We start from the raw sequence: 19,734 nt of genomic DNA, 5'->3' as shown, positions 1-19,734 counted from the left end.
ATCACACGCAATAACAAAGGATGTACCAACGTGCTCTGTTGGTGTAGTCCGGCCAATCATATCACCCTCTCACGGTGATGACCAGGGTTCGAATCCCTGACGGAGCACTTTTCCCAACTCTGACCCGCGAGCGACAGCGAGCGTGTTTTGGTTCCAAACGTGCGGAGGAAGGGACATTTCGAGTCGAATCCAGTTCCCTACCTATTTCACCCCGGCTCTACTACCCGAATGAGGATGTTACTTGCGGGAACGGTGGTCGCAGACGCGTCTACCATCATCGAAGACGGTGCCGTCGTCGTTGACGACGACCGCATCATCGCAGTTGGAGAGCGAGCGACGCTCACTGAAACGTATCCGGACCACGAGCGACGCGAATTCGACGTTATCGCGCCGGGGCTGGTCGGCGGGCACGTCCACTCTGTGCAGTCGCTCGGAAGAGGTATCGCCGACGACACCTCACTTCTCGATTGGCTGTTCGACCACGTCCTCCCGATGGAGGCCGGACTCGACGCCGACGGGATGCGAGTCGCCGCAGAACTCGGCTATCTCGAGCTCATCGAATCGGGGACGACGACGGTCGTCGACCACCTCTCGGTTCGTCACGCCGAAGAGGCATTTGAGGCGGCCGGCGAGATGGGAATCCGCGGCCGAATCGGGAAGGTCCTCATGGACACGAACGCGCCCGACGACCTCCAGGAGGACACGGATGCGGGGCTAGCCGAGTCGAAGCGACTCATCGAGCGCTATCACGACACCTTCGACGGCCGTATCCAGTACGCGGTCACGCCGCGCTTTGCCGTCACCTGTTCCGAGGACTGCCTTCGCGGCGTGCGAGAACTCACAGATGCATACGAGGGCGTCCGTATCCACACCCACGCGAGCGAGAACCGCGACGAAGTCGCAACCGTCGAAGCCGAGACGGGGATGCGAAACATCCACTGGCTCGACGAGGTCGGACTCACTGGCGACGACGTGGTCCTCGCACACTGCGTCCACACCGACGAGTCCGAACGCGAGGTTCTCGCCGAGACCGGGACGCACGTCACGTACTGCCCGTCGTCGAACATGAAACTCGCCTCGGGAATCGCACCGATTCCGGACTATCTCGACCGCGGCATCAACGTCGCACTCGGCAACGACGGCCCGCCGTGTAACAACACGCTCGACCCCTTCACCGAGATGCGGCAGGCCAGCCTCCTCCAGAAAGTCGATTCGTTCGACCCGACGAGCACGCCCGCAGCGACCGTGTTCGAGATGGCGACCAGAAACGGCGCGAAAGCCGCCGGATTCGACCGCGTCGGCTGTCTCCGCGAAGGGTGGAAGGCCGATGTCGTCGGTCTCACGACCGACCTCACCCGTGCGACGCCGATACACGACGTCCTGTCGCACCTCGTCTTCTCCGCCCACGGCGACGACGTGGTGTTCACGATGATTGACGGCGATGTCCTCTACGACGATGGAGAACACGTCCGCGCGGATGCGACCGACATCCGGAAACGGGCACAGGAAGTCGCCGAGCGCATCGACGCAGCGCCGACTACCAACTGAGTCGCAGCACCGAATCGAACAGGTAGTTTGCGAGAACGGCCGCCATCGTCGCACCTTTCTCTTCACACGACTGCTCCTGAGTCATGACTGTTCGCCTCCGGACCGTCACGGAGTCCGACCTCCCCGTCATTCGGACGCTCTACGAGCCATTCGTCGAAGAGACGGCGATTACGTTCGCGTACGACCCGCCGAGCGTCACCGACCTCGAATCGAAACTCGAAAAGAAGACACACCACCCGTGGCTCGTCTGCGAAGTCGATGGCGACCTCGCCGGATACGCCTACGCCGGACCTGTCCGAAAGCGCGACGCCTACCAGTGGGCAGTCGAGACCTCAGTCTACGTCGACCCGGAATTCCAACGTCGAGGCGTTGCACGTGGACTCTACACGGCTCTTTTGGACATCCTCGAACAGCAGGGCTACGCGACCGCCTTCGCCGTCGTGACGACACCGAATCCGGCGAGTATCGCCTTCCACGAGTCGTTCGGCTTCGAGTGTGTCGGCCGGTTCGACGAAGTCGGCTACAAACACGACGAGTGGCACGACGTCGAATGGTGGCGACTCACTCTCGGTCCGCGTCCGGACAACCCTGACGAACCACTGTCGGTCGCGACTGCGCAGACTCGTGAGTGGTGGGATGATGCACTCGCACGCGGCACCGCAGCGGTCGGCGACGCCGCACAGAACTGAGTTACGTTTCGTCTGTCACCGAACGGTCAGACGCTCGCCTCGACCGATTCTTCTCTCTCGGTTGCTTCTCCCCCCTCGACTGACTCGGCGCTCTCTGCTGACTCGGGTTCCGCTGTCGATACTCCCGAGTTCGTTTCAGCGGGGTCCGTCCGTTCGAGGACGTACCGTTCGACACCGGCAGAGAGCATCGCTTGCCAGTCATCGAATTCAGTGTGTAAATCGACGTACCGGTCCCACTTGTGGGACGGAATCGATTCGAACGACTCCTGGTCGGAGACTTCGAACCCACTTTGTTCGACGAATTCACTGATAGATGTCGCGTCACAATGCGACTCAACCCACGTAGACGGGAACAGATCGGCAAGCGTCACTTCTCCGCCGAGACCCCCAATCTCGACATCGAGTGTTGCTGCCGCCGTTTCGGCCTCACCCATATCCGGGACCTGAATCCACGCGTATAACCGTGTTGCGGTTGCGGTCCGTGACGGTCAGTTCGTCGAGACGATTTCGACGACGTCGCGGTGGGTGAGTTCGTGGTCCGAGCCGATTTGGCGCTTCGAGTGGCAGTCGATACCGTGGAGGAGACCGTCGCCAATGTCCGAGTGCAGGTGGTACGCGAAGTCCTCGGTCGTCGACCCTTCGGGAAGGATAAAACAATCGCGGAAGACGCCCTGTGAGTCACTCTTTCCGTTTGCGCTGCCGGGGAAAATGGCAATGGCACCCATTACGTCGAAGAGCGCGTTCTCCAGGGACTGCTGGACGCCCGTGCCGCCGTATTCCGTGACGAACTCGCGAATCTGTTCGAGACCTGCTTCCTGTTCGTCGCTCACGTCGCCGACGATGTCGAAGTCGTCGTCGCCGGGGCGATAATCGACGACGCCGCCCTCGTCCGCATTCTTCAGTGCCTTCTCCGCGTGCGCGCTGGTCGGGACGAACGTGAGGTGTTCGTAGTCCTCGTCGGTCGTGATTTCCTCGAAGTTCTCCTGCGAAACCGGCTTGTCCATCTTGTTCGCCGCGATGATTATCGGCTTCGTCCGCTTTCGAATCTCGCGGGCGAGTTCAGCCTTGTCCTCGTCGTCCCACTCGTCGGGGTCGAGTCCGATATCCAAAGAGAGGATGACCTGCTTGATTTCGTCTTTGTTCGTCTTGAACGCAGACATCTGCTCTGCGAGGTCGACTTCGATGTCCTTTTCCTCGCCGTGGTAGCCAGAGCGGTATCGGTCGATACCCTTCTCGAGGATGCCGAGATACCACATGTCGAGTTCGTTTTCGAGGAAGTCGATGTCGTCTCGGGGGTCGTGGCCTTCCGTGGCTTCGCCCTCGATGTCCGTCTCGCCGGAGAAGTCGACGACGTGGACGAGCACGTCCGCCTCGTTGAGGTCGGTCAGGAACTGGTTTCCGAGGCCCTTCCCCTCGTGCGCTCCGGGGATAAGCCCCGCAACGTCGACGAGTTTGACCGGGACGTAACGCATCCCGTGGGAACAGTAGCCGACCGATGGTGTACACGATTCGTCGAATTCGGGGGCCGCACACTCGACGCGGACGTATGCCTCCCCGATAGATGGGTCAATGGTGGTAAAGGGGTACGCGCCTTCAGGCACGTCGTTCATCGTCGCCGCATTGAAGAAACTTGACTTCCCGACGGATGGTTTTCCGACGAGACCAATCTTGTAACTCATTCGTTGGTCGGACTGGTATCTCGAACGCTAATAACGGTTCGACGTTCGTCCGCGTATGCGTGTAAATGCCACGCTGTCGCAGTCGTAGAGGCGGGTTCCGTGGATTCGACTCCCGGGGTCCGACCACCGAAGACATACTTCCAAATAGCACATTCCGACGCCTATGCGAGTAGGGGACTTTGGGTACAACAAACGAGTACGAAGGTCCCGAATGAAGCAGACGAACCCGGGGACCAAGAATACAAGATACGAATCCGGAGACCAAGAATGCAAAATACGAATCCGGAGACTCCGAGTGTAATAGCATTCGGTGCCTCTATGTCCACTAGTGCCTCTTTGTCCTCCGGTGCATCTTTGTCCTCACACCACCGACACCCGCTAATGACCGACCGGGACGAGACGGGCACGGATGGCACATCAGAAGCGGGCACAAAAGCGGATGCAGACACGTTCGGCGTCGGTATCCACGTCACCGAAACTGAGCTTCGGTTCGTCGTCAACGTCCCGTCAGACATCAACTCGGGGTGGACCGACCCCGATGCGTTTCAACAACTCGTCGAGCGCGTCACGTGGGAACACCTCGACCAGCAGGCTGCCCTCCGGACTATCGCGACGAACGCACCCGAGGGCGAGACGGTGTTTCTCGGGACGGTCTCGCTTCAGCCCGACAAGACCGTCGTCGACCATAGCCTGCGTGTTCCGTCGTTCGACGATGCGTGACCGGTTTGCAACGCTCGTTTGAAAACAGCATACCTCGATGACTACCGAACCAACTACCGAAGCGGCGATTCGAGAGATACAAAACACCGCTCTCTCCCGCGCGCTCACCGACGACGACCACGCGAGACAGTCGTTTGCGGTCGCCGGTGCGCTCGAAACGGCACGCAGAGAGACGAGTGACGCTTCGTTTGACGGCGGGGGCGTTGCCCTTGCAGCGTCGCTCACGTTCATTTCAACCCTGTTCGCACACCGCCGTCTCCGTGACTCGCTTCGTTCGGCAGTGCGAGCGACCGATGACTCGGCGTGGTATCCGAGTGGCGTTCCGGCGCGCGTCGATACCGACCTCGTGGTCGCAGGCGCACGCCTTGCTGTCCGGCGGTTCGACGTTACGCCGTCACAAGCAAGTGTGCTCGCTGACGTGAATACTGAGAGAATAGAACCGGACGAGTGAGAGTCCCGACCGCCGACCTCTGACAGCGACGGGCGGGGGCGTGCGAGTGGGGTGCCTCTGACCCGCGGTACTCGTCCGGTGGATGTTCGTTACTGAAGTCGGCCTCCGTTCGACGCTTTACTTGTTCTTCGGACCAGCGTCTTCCGGCGGGCCGCGCTTGTCGTCTTCTTCTGCGGTCTCTTCATCCGAGTCATCGGAATCAGATTCTTCCTCGGTCGACTCGGTTTCCGCATCTTTCTTGTCGCTGTTCGCATGCTCCGGCGGGCCGCGCTTGTCGGCGTTGTCCGACTTGCCCGGCGCATCGTCACCCGCAGACGTGTCGTCAGTCTTGTTCTTCGGGCCGGCGTGGTCCGGGCGCTTGTCGTCCGCGTTACCCGGGTTGTTCTCGGTCACGAAGTCGGAGACTGCCTGACCCATCGGGCCATCGAAGCCACTGTCTTTGAGACGCTCGACAAAGCTGCTGACGAGTTGTCCGAATGGGTCGTCTTCGGCGACCTCACCCTCCAGGGTGACGGTCGTCTCTGCGGTCTGGTCGTTGTGTTCCGCGGTTACGTCGACCGTAACGGTTTGCAGCGGTGCGGAGAGGTCGACGGTACCGTTTGCATCCGTCTCGTACTCACCCGCGTCCGTGTAGTTCCCGCTGACGGTGACCGACGCGTTCTCGACGGGTTCGCCGTCTTCGGTCACGGTGATTGTGACCGACGCGTTACTGTCCTGTGCGACGGAAACGCCGAGGTCGTCTGCCTCGACGGAGATAGTCGACTCAGCCGTGAGGTTCCCGTCGGTGGCGACGAACGTGAGATTCGTCGTGGTCGTCGGCTCGGCGACACTGACGGTGCCGTTTGCGTCCGTCTCGTAGGTGCCGTTGTCGTAGCTGGTGCCGTTGACCTGAACCGACGCACCTTCGACTGCTTCACCGTACTGCGTGACGGTTGCGGTTATCGTGTCGTTGGCATCGTCTGCCTCGACGGTGATGTCGAGCGACTCGTCGAGCGGGATGAGGTCAACAGATTCGGTCGTCGTGTTGTTCCCCTCAGTAACAGTGAACGTCGCGTTCACGTGCTCGCTCGGGTTGGGAAGTTCGACGGTACCGTTTGCATCCGTCTCGTACGTCCCGTTACCGGTGTAGTTTCCGCTCGATTCCACGAGGACCGTCGCGTTCTCGACGGCCGAACTATTCCGTGTCACAGTCACCGTCGCGTTGCCCGTCTCGGCGTCCTGCGTGACGCCAACCTGAAGGGCATCGGTGCTCGCTGCACCGACGGTCCCGGGGACCATCGCGACGGTCAGCATCGCAACGACCATGACTGCGGTGATGTGTTTGCTGCCGCGCATGCAACCTCCACTTCCGACCCTGATACGGTAAAAGGGGGTAATCGTAACCCCGGTTTTCGCTGAATTTCATGCCATTCAACGGATTCTGAATCGGGCTTCCGCCTGTCGATTTCCCCGATTTTATCGGGGAATTCGGCTGCGGGAGCTAGTCCACGAGTTCCTCTGCCGAATCGTGGTTGCCCTCCTCTTCGGAGTTCCGGTAGCAACGTTGTCTCGACGTGCAATCCAGTCTAGAGACCCCTATCGTTGTCACTCGACGAGGGGCCGCTGCGTGTTCACCCGAGTGCTGCAGCTGGGGGGTGAGTAGTATGTGCGAGCAGTCTGACTGCTCGCTATAAATGAAAAAAGCCCACTGGACAGTGTCCAGTGGGCTATATGAGTAGGGGCGGCGAACTGGATTTCCCAGAGGATCGCTCACTCCAGTACTGACCAGAACGCAGGCGAGCTTAACTTCCGTGTTCGGGATGGGTACGGGTGGAACCTCACCGCTCTGGCCGCCGTAATGCCGATCAATGGAATCGAACCATTGTCAATACACCAGTATCGGACGGGCCGTATATATCGTGTGTTCGTGCAATCCAGTTTGCGCCTGGACCCGTTCTCACGGGTTCAGTGCGTATGAATGTGGCTTGGTCTGTTAGTGCTCGCGGGCTTAATGTCTCGTTGCCTCGACACGTACACCCCGAGTCTATCGAACTCGTCTTCTACGAGTGACCTCAGTGGAACTTCTTTTCCGTGTAGGTTTCGAGCTTAGATGCTTTCAGCTCTTACCCTGCGGTGCGTAGCTGCCCGGCAACTGCCCTCTCGGACAACCGGTACACCAGTGGCACCCATTCGTAGTTCCTCTCGTACTATACGAACGTTCACGTCAAGTTCCTTAGCACCCCCAATAGATAGCAGCCGACCTGTCTCACGACGGTCTAAACCCAGCTCACGACCTCCTTTAATAGGCGAACAACCTCACCCTTGCCTGCTTCTGCACAGGCAGGATGGAGGGAACCGACATCGAGGTAGCAAGCCACCCGGTCGATATGTGCTCTTGCGGGTGACGACTCTGTTATCCCTAAGGTAGCTTTTCTGTCATCTACGGGTCCCATGAATGAACCTCGTAGGTTCGCTAGACCACGCTTTCGCGTCAGCGACACTCGTTGGGAATGTCACTGTCAGACTTCCGTTTGCTCTTGCGCTCTTCCACGAGTTCCCGACTCGCGTGAGGAAATCTTTGGGCGCGCTCGATATCTTTTCGAGCGCGTACCGCCCCAGTCAAACTGCCCGGCTACCGGTGTCCTCCGCCAGGAGTGAGAGTCGCAGTCACTAACGGGTAGTATTTCAATGCTGCCTCGGTGGCCCGCTGGCGCGGGTACCTGTGTAACGGCTCCTACCTATGCTGCACATTAGCGACCACGTCTCAGCGACAGCCTGCAGTAAAGCTCTATAGGGTCTTCGCTTCCCCTTGGGGGTCTCCAGACTCCGCACTGGAACGTACTGTTCACCGGGCCCAACGTTGGGACAGTGACGCTCTCGTTGATCCATTCATGCAAGCCGCTACTGAAGCGGCAAGGTACTACGCTACCTTAAGAGGGTCATAGTTACCCCCGCCGTTGACGGGTCCTTCGTCCCATTGTAATGGGTGTTCAGATACCCGCACTGGGCAGGATTCAGTGACCGTACGAGTCCTTGCGGATTTGCGGTCACCTATGTTGTTACTAGACAGTCGGAGCGTCCGAGTCACTGCGACCTGCTCTATCAAGAGCAGGTATCCCTTATCGCGAACTTACGGGACTAACTTGCCGAATTCCCTAACGTCGGTTGATCCCGACAGACCTTGGCTTACTCTGCCAGCGCACCTGTGTCGGATCTCGGTACGAGCTTCTTGCTTGTCTTTTCACGGGCTCTAGGTACCGCCGAGTTTCCCTATCTCACCATTCTTTCGCTTCGTGCCATTACGGCTTCCACGAAGTTCGGTGATTCGACGGGGCGAAGGCCCCGCTCGGTGTTTCCTAAAGCGTCGACGTTTATTGCAAGAAGGTACTGGAATATTAACCAGTTTCCCTTTCATCTATTTCGAATTACGGATAGACTTAGGATCGACTAACCCTCGGCTGATTGACAGTGCCGAGGAACCCTTGCGCGTAAGGTCGTCGGGGTTCACACCCGACTCTCGCTGCTACTGAGACCATGATTTTCGTTGCTGCACGGTCCATACGAGATCTCTCCCGTACTTCCGTCCATGCAGTATGCCAACCTACGGAATCGTGCTAAATAGCACGCCGCCAGGTCTCGGAGGTGGATTTGAGTCCCGATCATTTTCGACGCCTCGAACCTCGGCCGGTAAGCTGTTACGCTATTCTTAGAGGGTAGCTGCTTCTAAGCTCACCTCCCGGCTGTTTAGGGCTCGAGACAATCTTCGATCACACTTAATCCACACTTTGGGTCCTTAACCTGGCTCTGGGTTGTCTCCCTCACGGTGCACAAGCTTACCCCGCACACCGGACTCCCTGAGTCTACGATGTCCGTAAGTTTGGAGTTTGACAGGGAAGCGAACTCCTCTCGGAGGCCGGATTCCCAATCGGTCGCTCTACCTCACGGACTATCTCATCAGAGGTCATGCTTCGACATGTTTCGGTTGGAACCAGCTGTTGCCAAGTTCGATGGGCCTTTCACCCCTACACCAGAGTCACGAGAGGGTATTGTAGGACACCAACTCTAACGGGCCTCCACGCAGCTTTCGCCACGCTTCGCCCTGCTCCGGCGTAGATCACTTGGTTTCGGGTCGCATCCGGTTGGCTCCCCGCCCTTGAAGACGGTGGCCCTGGTCAAAGACTGCGGCCGTATCGGTTTCCCTATGCCTCCGGGGGTTCTCCCCTTAGACTCGCCAGTCAGATGCACTCCATGGTTCGTTTTTCAAAACGTACGATATAACATCGGCTTCGTCTGAGTCTTACTGTAGAATCGCTTCTAGGTCATTCGTCAGACGACCTTGTATGCTATATCGCTCTATCGCCAACTGATTTCAAGCCCTATTGCACCGCCCTTTTCGGGGTGCTTTTCAGCGTTCGCTCACGCTACTTGTTCGCTATCGGTCTCGAGGAGTGTTTAGTCTTCGCAGTTGATGCCTGCGTAATTCACGAGGGATATCCAACCCCCGCTATTCTGGAACAACCCCGGGATCTTTCCTTCACACTACGGGGTTTTCACCCTGTATCACGCTCCGTTCCAGGAGACTTCGTGTGAATTCCAGGTCCGTTATGGGTAGTCCGTACACCACATTGCCCGAAGGCTTCGGTTTGGACTGTATCGCGTTCACTCGCCGTTACTAACGACATCGCGGATTGCTTTCTTTTCCTGTTCCTACTAAGATGTTTCAATTCGGAACGTTCCCCATTGCGCTAGGCAATTGCTGTGGGGATTCCCATTCGGAGATCCTCAGTTCTTTCCCTCCATGCGGGTCCCTGAGGCTTATCGCAGCTTGGCACGTCCGTCATCGGCTCTCGAGCCGAGCTATCCACCAGCTGGCACAGTAGCCAGTTGATATAGTCACTGTGACCCGGAGAACGGGTCCAGTGGACGCCTGGATTGCACGTACACACGGTTTCATCAAACACCCTCGGAGATAGCCGAGGCGTGTTTTCGACCCTTCCCAACCACGCTTGCGCGGGATGGTGCATCTGTCGTCAGTATCCATTCTTCCGAACTGTCTTGCCCCACTTAAGGGGCACGATTGTTCGGGAGTGGAGTACTGCTTACTATGGACCCACAGGGATTCGAACCCTGGGCATCCTCCTTGCAAAGGAGGCACTCTACCACTGAGCTATGGGCCCGTGTTAGCCCTAGTAGTTCTAAGGTGTCCGAACGGGTGTCATTGTGTGAACTCGGAAATCAGCGTTGAGCCACCCCGTCGGGGTGGTCTCGGTCGTTAGGAGGTGATCCAGCCGCAGATTCCCCTACGGCTACCTTGTTACGACTTAAGCCCCCTTGCGAAGCCCAGATTCGACCACCGTGTGGTGGCCTCATCCGGACCTCACTCGGGTGCTTTGACGGGCGGTGTGTGCAAGGAGCAGGGACGTATTCACCGCACTCTTGTGAAATGCGATTACTACCGAATCCAGCTTCATGAGGACGAGTTTCAGTCCTCAATCCGAACTACGATCAAGTTTAGGAGATTAGCGTTCTCTTTCGAGATAGCAACCCATTGTCTTGACCATTGTAGCCCGCGTGTAGCCCAGCTCATTCGGGGCATACTGACCTACCGTTGCCCGTTCCTTCCTCCGCTTTAGCAGCGGCAGTCCTTCTAATGTACCCAACCAGTCGAAACTGTTGCTGGCAATTAGAAGTGCGGGTCTCGCTCGTTGCCTGACTTAACAGGACGCCTCACGGTACGAGCTGACGGCGGCCATGCACCTCCTCTCTACAGCGTCGTGGTAAGGTCATCAACCTGACCGTCATTACTGTAGTCGGAGCTGGTGAGATGTCCGGCGTTGAGTCCAATTAAACCGCAGGCTCCTCCGGTTGTAGTGCTCCCCCGCCAATTCCTTTAAGTTTCATCCTTGCGGACGTACTTCCCAGGCGGCTCGCTTCACGGCTTCCCTACGGCACAGCACAGGCTCGTAGCCTGTGCCACACCTAGCGAGCATCGTTTACAGCTAGGACTACCCGGGTATCTAATCCGGTTCGAGACCCTAGCTTTCGTCCCTCACCGTCGGATCCGTCTTCTCGAGGTGCTTTCGCCATCGGTGGTCCGTCCAGGATTACAGGATTTCACTCCTACCCCAGACGTACCCCTCGAGCCTTCCGGTCCCAAGCCATGTGGTTTTCACCGGACGCCCGCCAGTTGAGCTGGCGGATTTCCCGATGAACCTTCATGGCCGGCTACGGACGCTTTAGGCCCAATAATATCGGTCATCACTTGAGCTGCCGGTATTACCGCGGCGGCTGGCACCGGTCTTGCCCAGCTCTTATTCCTCGACCGCCTTACAGTCGAGAAAAGCGAGGACTATATGCCCTCGCACTTGGGGTCCCCTTATCGCACTTGCGTGCAGTGTAAAGGTTTCGCGCCTGCTGCGCCCCGTAGGGCCCGGAATCTTGTCTCAGATTCCGTCTCCGGGTTCTTGCTCTCACAACCCGTACCGATTATTGGCACGGTGGGCCGTTACCCCACCGTCTACCTAATCGGCCGCAGCCACATCCTACAGCGCCGGAGCGTTTCGGGGAGTCGGCATTCAAGCATGACTCCCGTATGAACTATTAGCCTCAGTTTCCCGAGGTTATCGTTCTCTGTAGGGTAGTTTGGCCACGTGTTACTGAGCTTTTCGCCACGAGTGTGAACTCGTGCAACTAGCATGGCTAAATCGGACCCCAATAGCAATGACCTCCGGCAGGATCAACCGGAATGGGTCGCGACCATTTAAACCTGGTCGCGGGGTGTTGGCGGGTGAATGGCAGCGTATTGCTGTCAAATCACCGTTCAAAGGTCCGAGTTCGAATGACATCCGTTCGGATGTCACCGAACTACTAGGGCTAACATCAGATACCGTCTTGCGGCGTACCGCAGGGGCGGAATCCTCATGTCCTTCGGATTTGAACCGAGGCGATTGATGGGTTTAAACCCATCGAACCGAGTTCGGTCGCATCCGGTGAGGCGGGACGCGTTGAATCGCCCCGCAATCGCGGTGTGTCGTTCGCATTATTCCGAAATGCCTTGGACCACTTAAGGCCGTCGTATCGTTGGCAGCCCCGGGAAGGTGTGTCATCCCGGTGGGCGCCAGACGACCGTTGGGTCGGAAGGGCGTTCGGACGAAGCCTTCGGGGGGAGTGCCCCCGTGCGCTTCTTCACATTACTTCCAATGCCACGGTTACATAAAAGGCCGTTGATTTAGTAGCTCCATGATAAAAATAGACACGAGTAATGTCATAACTTCACGCTCGATTTTGCGTGACATCAATACATAGCCGTACGAAATCAATGTATTAGTTTCGCGCACGCATGTAGATAGAACAGTAGGCTCGGTTGAAGTCCGTTTATAACGGGTCGCTTTATAAGGACAGAGGTATGATTCACGTGCGAGCAATGAGTGGGCCGGCAGACTCCATCGAGATTCAAAACGTAGTCGCATCGACCGGGATCGGTCAAGAGCTCGACCTCGAAGCCCTCGCGGACGACCTCCCCGGTGCGGATTTCAACCCCGATAACTTCCCAGGTCTCGTCTATCGCACACAGGACCCGAAGGCTGCAGCGCTCATCTTCCGTTCCGGAAAGATCGTGTGCACGGGCGCAAAGAGCATCGACGACGTGCACGACGCACTCGAGATAATTTTCGACAAACTTCGTGAGCTACAGATCCCCGTCGACGACGAACCGGAGATCACGGTCCAGAATATCGTCTCCAGCGCCGACTTAGGACACAATCTGAACCTGAACGCACTCGCAATCGGACTCGGCCTCGAGGACGTTGAGTACGAGCCTGAACAGTTCCCCGGTCTCGTCTACCGGATGGACGAGCCAAAGGTCGTTATTCTCCTGTTCGGCTCCGGTAAAATCGTCATCACCGGTGGCAAGCGTACCGACGACGCAGAAACCGCTGTCGAGGAAATCGTCGAGCGTATCGACGCACTCGGGCTTCTCGGATAGACGCTCTCAGAATTTCTGTTTCTTCTATCGCGTGTGTGGATGCCCGCAAACGTGAAATGTCGAACAGTCGAACGACCGTATATGAACACGCGGGAGGACGTGGCATTTCTCGTTGGATCCGAGAGCCGAGAAGCGATTTTACGAACACTAGCGGTAGAACCACGTCGTCCAACGGACCTCGCAAACATCTGTGACTGTGCTCGAGAGACAGCACAACGAACACTTGCAGGGTTTTGTGACCGGGGATGGGTCGAGAAAGCAGACGGCTTGTACCGACTTACCCCCGGTGGAGAGATGGTCTACGACCGATACCAGGAGCTTCGTACGACCGTCGAGCGGGCAGAGCGAATGCGTGAATTCCTGACGAACGCGGGTTCCGCATCCGACGACATCCCTTCGAGCGTCCTCGACCAGATGAACATCACGACCGCCGTGAGTAACGACCCGCACGCACCACTCAACCGATATCTCACTGTACTCGGGGACGAACCAGTCGACCAATTTCGTGGTGTGGCGCCCATCGTGAGTCGAGTATTCAATGAATCCGCAGAGGCAGTGTTGGGCGAGCACACGCAAATGGAGCTTATTGTCGATCAAAGCGTCCTCGAACGGTCAAGGACCGCGTATCCCGAGGCGTTCGAACGTGCACGGGACCTCGACCAGTTCGAACTTCGAATCACCGATGAAGACTTGGAGTTCGGTCTCCTCCTCGTCGACGGTCACGGCGTCGTCGCAGCGTACGACGAACACAACAATATGGTCGCGCTCGTCGACGGCGACGAACCCGAAGTCATCTCATGGGTCGAAGAGTTATACGAGTCAATCCACTTCGCGTCCACTCCCATCGACGAAGTACAATCGACAGGCATGATGGAGTAACATTCCACCCGACCTGCTCAGTGTGGGGGCTATAGTAGTTCCAAAGTAGTGACTGGGTCGGTCACACGTGATTATTACAGTCACAAAATACCGCAACAAATTATAAGTTGACGTCCTGCAGAACAACAGGTGCAGCGGTGCAGTGTCCCCCGTATACAATTCGGCCCTCGACACCCGGTCGAAGCCCCTGCCCCTAGTCCGTGTTTTCTGTGAGGACGTCTTTTACTACATCCGGGTCTTCCAGAAGTTGGTGTTTCGTGTAACTTCCTTCAGCGCTGCCACCGCTGTGTTTGGACTGCTCGATGATATCGAGGAATGCGTGTTCTTTTAGGAGATCTCGGACCCGTCGAAGTGACAGGCTATCTGAGCCTTGTTGTCGACAGATGTTCTCGTAGACTTCGTACACACGACTCGTCCGGAAACCGTCTTGTTGCTGGTTGGACAATGAAAGAATAGCGAGAGCCTGAAGCACGTACCGGGAGTGTGGCGTCGACCCACGGATGAGTTCACGGAATCGGTCAGTCTCTGCGCGCTGGCGCGCTTGCGTGACGAAATTCTCTTTGACTGTACTCGCTCCCATCGACTGTGCGATTTCGCCCGCGTAACGCAGAATGTCGATTGCCTTTCGCGCGTCACCGTGTTCGCGAGCAGCGAGTGCAGCAGCACGGGGAATCGTCGACGGGTCCAAGACATCATCACGGAAGGCGTCGCTCCGTGCATCCATGATGTCCCGGAGCTGATTTGCGTCGTACGGCGGGAAGACGAACTCACGTTCGCAGAGACTGGACTTTACGCGCTCGTCCATTCGGTCTTTGTACTGAATCTTGTTACTGATGCCGATGACGCCGAGTTTACAGCCAGCGATTTTTCCGGCCTCGCCAGCCCGCGATAGTTGCATGAGAATGTCGTCGTCGCTCAACTTGTCAATCTCGTCAAGGATGATGAGAACAACGTCGTAGAGTGAATCGAGGATACGCCAAAGTCGCTTGTAGTACGTCGAGGTCGAAAGTCCCTTATCTGGAACTTTGATGCCTGTAATGGCAGTGTCGTTGACGCTGTCGGCAATCGTCTGGACCGCCTGTGTTTCGGTGGTATCCTGTGCGCAATCGACGTATGCGAACGTCGCTTTCACGCCTTCCTCTTCGGCCGTATCGACGAGGCGCTGTGAGACGTACTTGGCACAGAGCGACTTTCCGGTTCCCGTCTTCCCGTAGATGAGAACGTTACTCGGGCTCTGTCCGAAGATAGCTGGATTCACCGCCGTCGCGAGGCTCGAAATTTCGTCGTCGCGACCGACGATGCGACCCTCACCCGGGAGATGGTTAATCTCCAACAACTCCTTGTTGGCGAAGATAGGGTCCTCTCGGGTGAAGAGGTCGTCGCTGGCGTTAGGCATGTTCGCAACACACCACGTTTCCGGTGAAAGGACTTACCATTCGATGCAGCACACACACACCACATTTCCGGTGAACACCCACGAACCTCCGTTACCCGTCCACACGAAACGAAGGTATTAGTTCACCGGAAACACGGTGTGGGGGACCCTCACTGACGCTATGAGCAAACTACAAGAGTCGTGTACGGCCGTACTAGCAAGCAACGCGGTGCTAGAAGGTCGGAAAATATCTTCTAGCGTCGACTCCGCCAAGTCACAAGATGGGAGAAGTGGAGATGAGAAATGGCCCTGTGAGAGACGGCGTTGGACGCAGTTTAGGGACGGACGGACACCGCGTCGAAGGGAATGCTCGCGGTCCACTACGCGGTAATTCTCCAGTTAACCCATGCTGGTTCCTTAGAGCCGATTCGAATTGGATAACGTCGCTTGGCGTTGCTTGGCATCGGTTAGCACCACTCGGTACCACTCGGAACTACCCAATACTGCTTGGTGGCACTTGGCATCACTTGGAGTTACTTGGACGCTATAACCGGGTCGAGAAGTAGCCGTTCCAGCTAATAACAAACGACAAATTCGACTCGAACACTACTCGAGTATCGAGTAGTTTCTTGTATACGAGTGTATCAATGGTCGGTAACACAAATGAACTATTTAATGGTTTCTATACACAGCGAAAATAGGGCCTGAACGACAGAACCGATGCACAGCACAAACAGAACAAATACGGTCTCAAAAACTGCAAGAACCGCTGACATTCCACCGGAAATCCGGTGTGTTCTCCTGTATTCGGTCGACCCCTGTTTTCACGGGTTAAACCGCCTACAAAACGATGTTTCACCGGAAACCTGGTGTGCGGGTTATAAGTGGACCGATTCGGCCGTCCGGTTCACTCGGGTAACGTCTAGTATATCCTTTGAACCCGACTTCTCGATACTCTCGGACCGTCTGGTACCCATTACCCGTTCACCGGAAACCCGGTGTGTCTGTATCCTCGCTCACACGGTAATCCGCAACGACCACTCCCTTCCCTTTCTCTCCGTTTCACCGGAAACCCGGTGTCTGTCAGCGCTACAACGTTCCCCCTCACAACTGTACGTATTCAACTAGGGCTATCGTGTGAGTTATCGTGTCAACACAGTATCTCCTCCCCGCCATCACCGAATATTCTACATACAACTTTTGTTCCAATTCACCGGAAACGTGGTGTCTCTGCCTGTCTCTGTCATTCTCTCGATTCACCGGAAGCGAGGTGTCGAAGAAAGCATCACGTGACGCATCACGAGAAGCACCACAAGCAGGTTCAGTTCGTTCTCGATAGAGTGCGACGAAAAGCGACTGCAGTTCTGCCGACTCATCTCTAACACTGGACAGGCCTTCCCCCAACAATTCACCGGAAACGAGGTGTGTAACCGACTACCGTGCAATCGTGACTCTCCAGTGAGACAGACTGTGTCGTTCAGTTGGCGTCAATGCAATTACCCCGGAGAACGAACCGGTTATTCATGCATGCACTCGGTCGTGTGTGGGTGCGTCTTCGCAAGGCAATACCGATAGGAGACGGGCAGGAAGAGTGGTCTCTCGAGTGGTCACGCCAGGTAGAGACGCGGTGGTCTCGCCCCGGAGAAATCGTCGACTGCTTTCGCTTCGACGACGGGTACGTCACGACTGTCCAGTACGAATCCCGAGATGTCACGTGGCAACTGACGCCCGGACAAGTGCCATTGGCGAGCGCGCTCGCCATGGCAACGCTCTATCTCGAACACAAACTGACACCCCAGACGGACCGTGATGGTCGCCCGTTCATCGGTTTGACCGACCACGGACCCGTACAGGTGTTCGAAGAGATACCCCCCGAACCAGTCGAGTACGTCTACCTCGATGGACTCCGAACGCTCGAAGAGTTCCCCGAGTTCCTCACCATCGACGACAGCCTCCGATCTGTCTTCGACCAAATGGCTCCCGCCCAGTCGAGTACGTCTCGGTGAATCCAGCGAACCCAGCACTTTCTACGTTCTGTCAGACACGCCCTGCACTTTGCCGCACACTCTGTGCTGTCATACACTGTCTCTTCCCTCGATGCTTCTGGTTTACTGTCTCTTCCCCCGATGCTTCTCTGGTTTCGTCACACACTAGTTTCTCGTACGGTTCCCTGTGTCGCAAGCCGTTTCCCCGTTGCGTCCGTATTCGGATTCGATGACAGCTGAGGACGAGGACCGAGAGATACCCCCAGACGAGTCAGATACCTCGGGTACTGTCTCCGAGCCATCGGATTCTACTACTGAACCGTCGGGTTCCACTACTGAACCGTCGGGTTCCACTACTGAGCCATCAAACGATATCGCCGACCCGTCTAATTCTACCCTCGAACCGTCGTACTCTACCACTGGTGACGTACTCGACCGCCTCGCCGACGTAACCAACGCCTCGGTACCAGACGACAGCCAACCGGCTGATGGCGTCTCTCTCGCCTCGTTCTACGAAGCCCTCGAAGCGGAGGGACGACCGGTCGTGACCGCACAACAGGTTGCTCGTCGCCTCGACGTGACACAGGCGGATGCAATGGAGGGACTCGATGAACTTGTCGACGCTGGTCGGGTCCAGAAAGTGAACGTCGAGACTGACCCGCTCGTCTGGTATCCAACCGAGTGGGGACGACTCGCATCGCGCGAACGAGTCGTTCTCTTCCCGAAGCGCAGGGAAATCATCGTCGACAACCCGACGCAGTACACACGAGCACAACTCTCGCAGTTCGCTCACCTCGCCGACACCACCGGTGACCGCGAAGGGAGAGGCCGAGGGTATCTCTACCGAATCCGTCAAGAGGACGTGTGGCAGGCACCGTTCGACGATGTACAGGACCTCCTTGCGATGCTTCGGTCCGTCCTCCCCGAACGGTCGCCACATCTCGAATCGTGGGTCGAAGACCAATGGAAGCGCGCTCATCAGTTCCGCCTCTACTCTCACGAGGAGGGATACACCGTCCTCGAAGCCGCCACCGAGAGCCTGATGGGCAACGTCGCGCTTCAGAAACTCGATGAGAATCAGGTCTACGCACCTATCTCCGATACCGAGTCGTGGGTCAGAGACGAGGAAATCGCGGCTATCAAACGCATCCTCTACGACGCAGGGTACCCGGTCGAAGACGACCGAGACCTCGAGGACGGCGAGGAACTCGACGTCTCGCTTCGCGTCACTCTCCGCGACTATCAACAAGACTGGGTTGACCGCTTCCTCGACCAGCGTGCAGGCGTTCTCGTCGGTCCACCGGGAGCGGGGAAAACGATTGCAGGAATCGGCGCGCTCGGTGCTGTCGGCGGTGAGACCCTGATTCTCGTTCCCAGTCGCGAACTCGCTCGACAGTGGCGCGAGGAATTGCGCTCGACGACCGACCTCTCTGCCGACCAAATCGGCGAGTACCACGGTGGCTCCAAAGAGATACGACCCGTAACCATCGCAACCTACCAGACTGCCGGGATGGACCGCCATCGCTCGCTATTCGACTCGCGTCGCTGGGGGCTCATCATCTACGACGAGGCCCACCACATCCCAAGTCGCGTCTTCCAGCGAAGTGCCAACCTCCAGTCCAAACACCGCCTCGGCCTCTCTGCGACCCCTATCCGCGAGGACGACAAAGAAGCCGAGATTTTCACGCTTATCGGCCCGCCAATCGGGACCGATTGGGGCAAACTCTTCGACGCGGGCTACGTTCAGGAGCCGGAAGTCGAGATTCGCTATGTTGGCTGGGGAGACGACATGGCGCGCAACGAGTGGGCAGCTAGCGACGGGCGCGAACGCTACATGCTCGCCGCGATGAATCCCGGGAAGATATTCGAGATTCGTCGACTCCGCGCCCGCCACGCCGATTCGAAGACACTCGTCTTCGTCGACTACCTCGATCAAGGTAAGGAAATTTCCGAGGCACTTGACGTGCCGTTCGTCAGCGGTGAGACGAGACACCACCGCCGAGAGGCGTACTTCGAAGCCTTCCGCGACGGCGACTTGGACACGCTCGTCATCTCCCGTATCGGCGACGAGGGAATCGACCTCCCGAACGCCGAACTCGCCATCGTCGCCTCCGGACTCGGTGGTTCTCGTCGGCAGGGTTCCCAACGCGCGGGTCGGACCATGCGACCCGCCGGGAGCGCACTCATGTACGTGCTCGCCACTCGCGGAACGAGCGAGGAGGACTTCGCACAGCGGCAGATGCAGCACCTCGCGGGCAAAGGGATTCGCGTCCGCGAAACCAGTTCGGACGACCGTGAGTCGACCAAACACCTGAGTGATGACGATGACTCGCCCGATTCAGACGGGTCGGGTTCGGACTCTCCGGAGACCGAGCTAACCGAGTGACAGTCTCGACGGGTCGTCTCCGTCCCTTCATCCCCCGTCTCGACGACTAACTCGTCTCG

Annotated in this window: 12 protein-coding genes, 2 tRNA genes and 3 rRNA genes; 9 read left to right on the top strand and 8 right to left on the bottom strand. The window is 57.5% G+C overall.

Annotated features, from left to right (window positions below; translation table 11 throughout):
- Positions 1-32 precede the first annotated feature (32 nt).
- The 3 genes from HFX_RS08955 (at position 33) to HFX_RS08945 (ending at position 2,237) form a co-directional block, all read left to right on the top strand.
- Positions 33-107: transfer RNA gene (locus HFX_RS08955), tRNA-Glu, on the top strand.
- A 127-nt stretch (positions 108-234) separates the two neighbouring features.
- Positions 235-1,548, top strand: a complete 1,314-nt coding sequence (locus HFX_RS08950; RefSeq protein WP_004060425.1) for a 5'-deoxyadenosine deaminase — start codon at positions 235-237, stop codon at positions 1,546-1,548.
- Positions 1,549-1,631: 83 nt separating this feature from the next.
- A complete protein-coding gene (locus tag HFX_RS08945; RefSeq protein WP_004060426.1) occupies positions 1,632-2,237 on the top strand; it encodes a GNAT family N-acetyltransferase in 606 nt (201 codons plus the stop codon).
- A 26-nt stretch (positions 2,238-2,263) separates the two neighbouring features.
- On the opposite strand, the gene HFX_RS08940 is transcribed toward HFX_RS08945, so the two are convergent.
- The gene (locus tag HFX_RS08940) at positions 2,264-2,671 is read right to left on the bottom strand and encodes a hypothetical protein (protein ID WP_004060427.1); all 408 of its coding nucleotides are present in this window, start codon (positions 2,669-2,671) and stop codon (positions 2,264-2,266) included.
- 54 nt (positions 2,672-2,725) lie between these two features.
- Positions 2,726-3,916 carry a redox-regulated ATPase YchF gene (locus HFX_RS08935; RefSeq protein ID WP_004060428.1) on the bottom strand — a complete coding sequence of 397 codons (1,191 nt, stop codon included), beginning with the start codon at positions 3,914-3,916 and terminating at the stop codon, positions 2,726-2,728.
- Between the two features lie 381 nt (positions 3,917-4,297).
- On the opposite strand from HFX_RS08935, the gene HFX_RS08930 reads away from it, so the two are divergent.
- Positions 4,298-4,636 (top strand): hypothetical protein, encoded by a 339-nt coding sequence (locus tag HFX_RS08930; protein WP_004060429.1) that lies wholly within the window; start codon positions 4,298-4,300, stop codon positions 4,634-4,636.
- Positions 4,637-4,673: 37 nt separating this feature from the next.
- Positions 4,674-5,087 (top strand): hypothetical protein, encoded by a 414-nt coding sequence (locus tag HFX_RS08925; RefSeq protein ID WP_004060430.1) that lies wholly within the window; start codon positions 4,674-4,676, stop codon positions 5,085-5,087.
- A gap of 117 nt (positions 5,088-5,204) precedes the next feature.
- Here the strand turns inward: HFX_RS08925 and HFX_RS08920 are convergent, their stop codons facing one another.
- From HFX_RS08920 to HFX_RS08900, 5 genes are all read right to left on the bottom strand, one after another.
- Positions 5,205-6,422, bottom strand: coding sequence for an autotransporter outer membrane beta-barrel domain-containing protein (locus HFX_RS08920; RefSeq protein WP_004060431.1), 1,218 nt, complete (start codon positions 6,420-6,422; stop codon positions 5,205-5,207).
- Between the two features lie 380 nt (positions 6,423-6,802).
- Positions 6,803-6,924: ribosomal RNA gene (gene rrf / locus HFX_RS08915) — 5S ribosomal RNA — on the bottom strand.
- A 117-nt stretch (positions 6,925-7,041) separates the two neighbouring features.
- A 23S ribosomal RNA gene (locus HFX_RS08910) occupies positions 7,042-9,955 on the bottom strand.
- A 216-nt stretch (positions 9,956-10,171) separates the two neighbouring features.
- Positions 10,172-10,243, bottom strand: a tRNA-Ala gene (locus HFX_RS08905).
- A 97-nt stretch (positions 10,244-10,340) separates the two neighbouring features.
- Positions 10,341-11,813, bottom strand: a 16S ribosomal RNA gene (locus tag HFX_RS08900).
- Together the 16S, 23S and 5S rRNA genes with 1 tRNA gene alongside form the textbook arrangement of a ribosomal RNA operon.
- A 676-nt stretch (positions 11,814-12,489) precedes the next feature.
- Here HFX_RS08900 and HFX_RS08895 point away from each other — a divergent pair.
- A complete protein-coding gene (locus HFX_RS08895; protein ID WP_004056487.1) occupies positions 12,490-13,050 on the top strand; it encodes a TATA-box-binding protein in 561 nt (186 codons plus the stop codon).
- 39 nt (positions 13,051-13,089) lie between these two features.
- The gene (locus tag HFX_RS08890; protein ID WP_445236886.1) at positions 13,090-13,929 is read left to right on the top strand and encodes a helix-turn-helix transcriptional regulator; all 840 of its coding nucleotides are present in this window, start codon (positions 13,090-13,092) and stop codon (positions 13,927-13,929) included.
- A 193-nt stretch (positions 13,930-14,122) separates the two neighbouring features.
- Here the strand turns inward: HFX_RS08890 and HFX_RS08885 are convergent, their stop codons facing one another.
- On the bottom strand, positions 14,123-15,325 hold the full coding sequence (locus HFX_RS08885) for a Cdc6/Cdc18 family protein (protein WP_004056489.1): 1,203 nt from the start codon (positions 15,323-15,325) through the stop codon (positions 14,123-14,125).
- Between the two features lie 1,502 nt (positions 15,326-16,827).
- Here HFX_RS08885 and HFX_RS08880 point away from each other — a divergent pair.
- Entirely contained in the window at positions 16,828-17,310 is a 483-nt protein-coding gene (locus tag HFX_RS08880) for a hypothetical protein (RefSeq protein WP_004056491.1), read from the top strand.
- 208 nt (positions 17,311-17,518) lie between these two features.
- The gene (locus HFX_RS08875) at positions 17,519-19,675 is read left to right on the top strand and encodes a DEAD/DEAH box helicase (protein ID WP_004056494.1); all 2,157 of its coding nucleotides are present in this window, start codon (positions 17,519-17,521) and stop codon (positions 19,673-19,675) included.
- Positions 19,676-19,734: the final 59 nt, after the last annotated feature.

The organism is Haloferax mediterranei ATCC 33500 (assembly GCF_000306765.2).
Classification (GTDB): domain Archaea; phylum Halobacteriota; class Halobacteria; order Halobacteriales; family Haloferacaceae; genus Haloferax; species Haloferax mediterranei.
Note: the sequence above shows the minus strand (reverse complement) of the source record. Positions and strands in the feature narration are given on the sequence as shown.

Coding starts and splice junctions, on each gene's coding strand:
- HFX_RS08925 (WP_004060430.1), top strand. CDS start 4,674: ATGACTACCGAACCAACTACCGAAGCGGCGATTCGAGAGATACAAAAC.
- HFX_RS08935 (WP_004060428.1), bottom strand. CDS start 3,916: ATGAGTTACAAGATTGGTCTCGTCGGAAAACCATCCGTCGGGAAGTCA.
- HFX_RS08885 (WP_004056489.1), bottom strand. CDS start 15,325: ATGCCTAACGCCAGCGACGACCTCTTCACCCGAGAGGACCCTATCTTC.
- HFX_RS08940 (WP_004060427.1), bottom strand. CDS start 2,671: ATGGGTGAGGCCGAAACGGCGGCAGCAACACTCGATGTCGAGATTGGG.
- HFX_RS08930 (WP_004060429.1), top strand. CDS start 4,298: ATGACCGACCGGGACGAGACGGGCACGGATGGCACATCAGAAGCGGGC.
- HFX_RS08890 (WP_445236886.1), top strand. CDS start 13,090: ATGCCCGCAAACGTGAAATGTCGAACAGTCGAACGACCGTATATGAAC.
- HFX_RS08895 (WP_004056487.1), top strand. CDS start 12,490: ATGAGTGGGCCGGCAGACTCCATCGAGATTCAAAACGTAGTCGCATCG.
- HFX_RS08945 (WP_004060426.1), top strand. CDS start 1,632: ATGACTGTTCGCCTCCGGACCGTCACGGAGTCCGACCTCCCCGTCATT.
- HFX_RS08920 (WP_004060431.1), bottom strand. CDS start 6,422: ATGCGCGGCAGCAAACACATCACCGCAGTCATGGTCGTTGCGATGCTG.
- HFX_RS08950 (WP_004060425.1), top strand. CDS start 235: ATGTTACTTGCGGGAACGGTGGTCGCAGACGCGTCTACCATCATCGAA.
- HFX_RS08875 (WP_004056494.1), top strand. CDS start 17,519: ATGACAGCTGAGGACGAGGACCGAGAGATACCCCCAGACGAGTCAGAT.
- HFX_RS08880 (WP_004056491.1), top strand. CDS start 16,828: ATGCATGCACTCGGTCGTGTGTGGGTGCGTCTTCGCAAGGCAATACCG.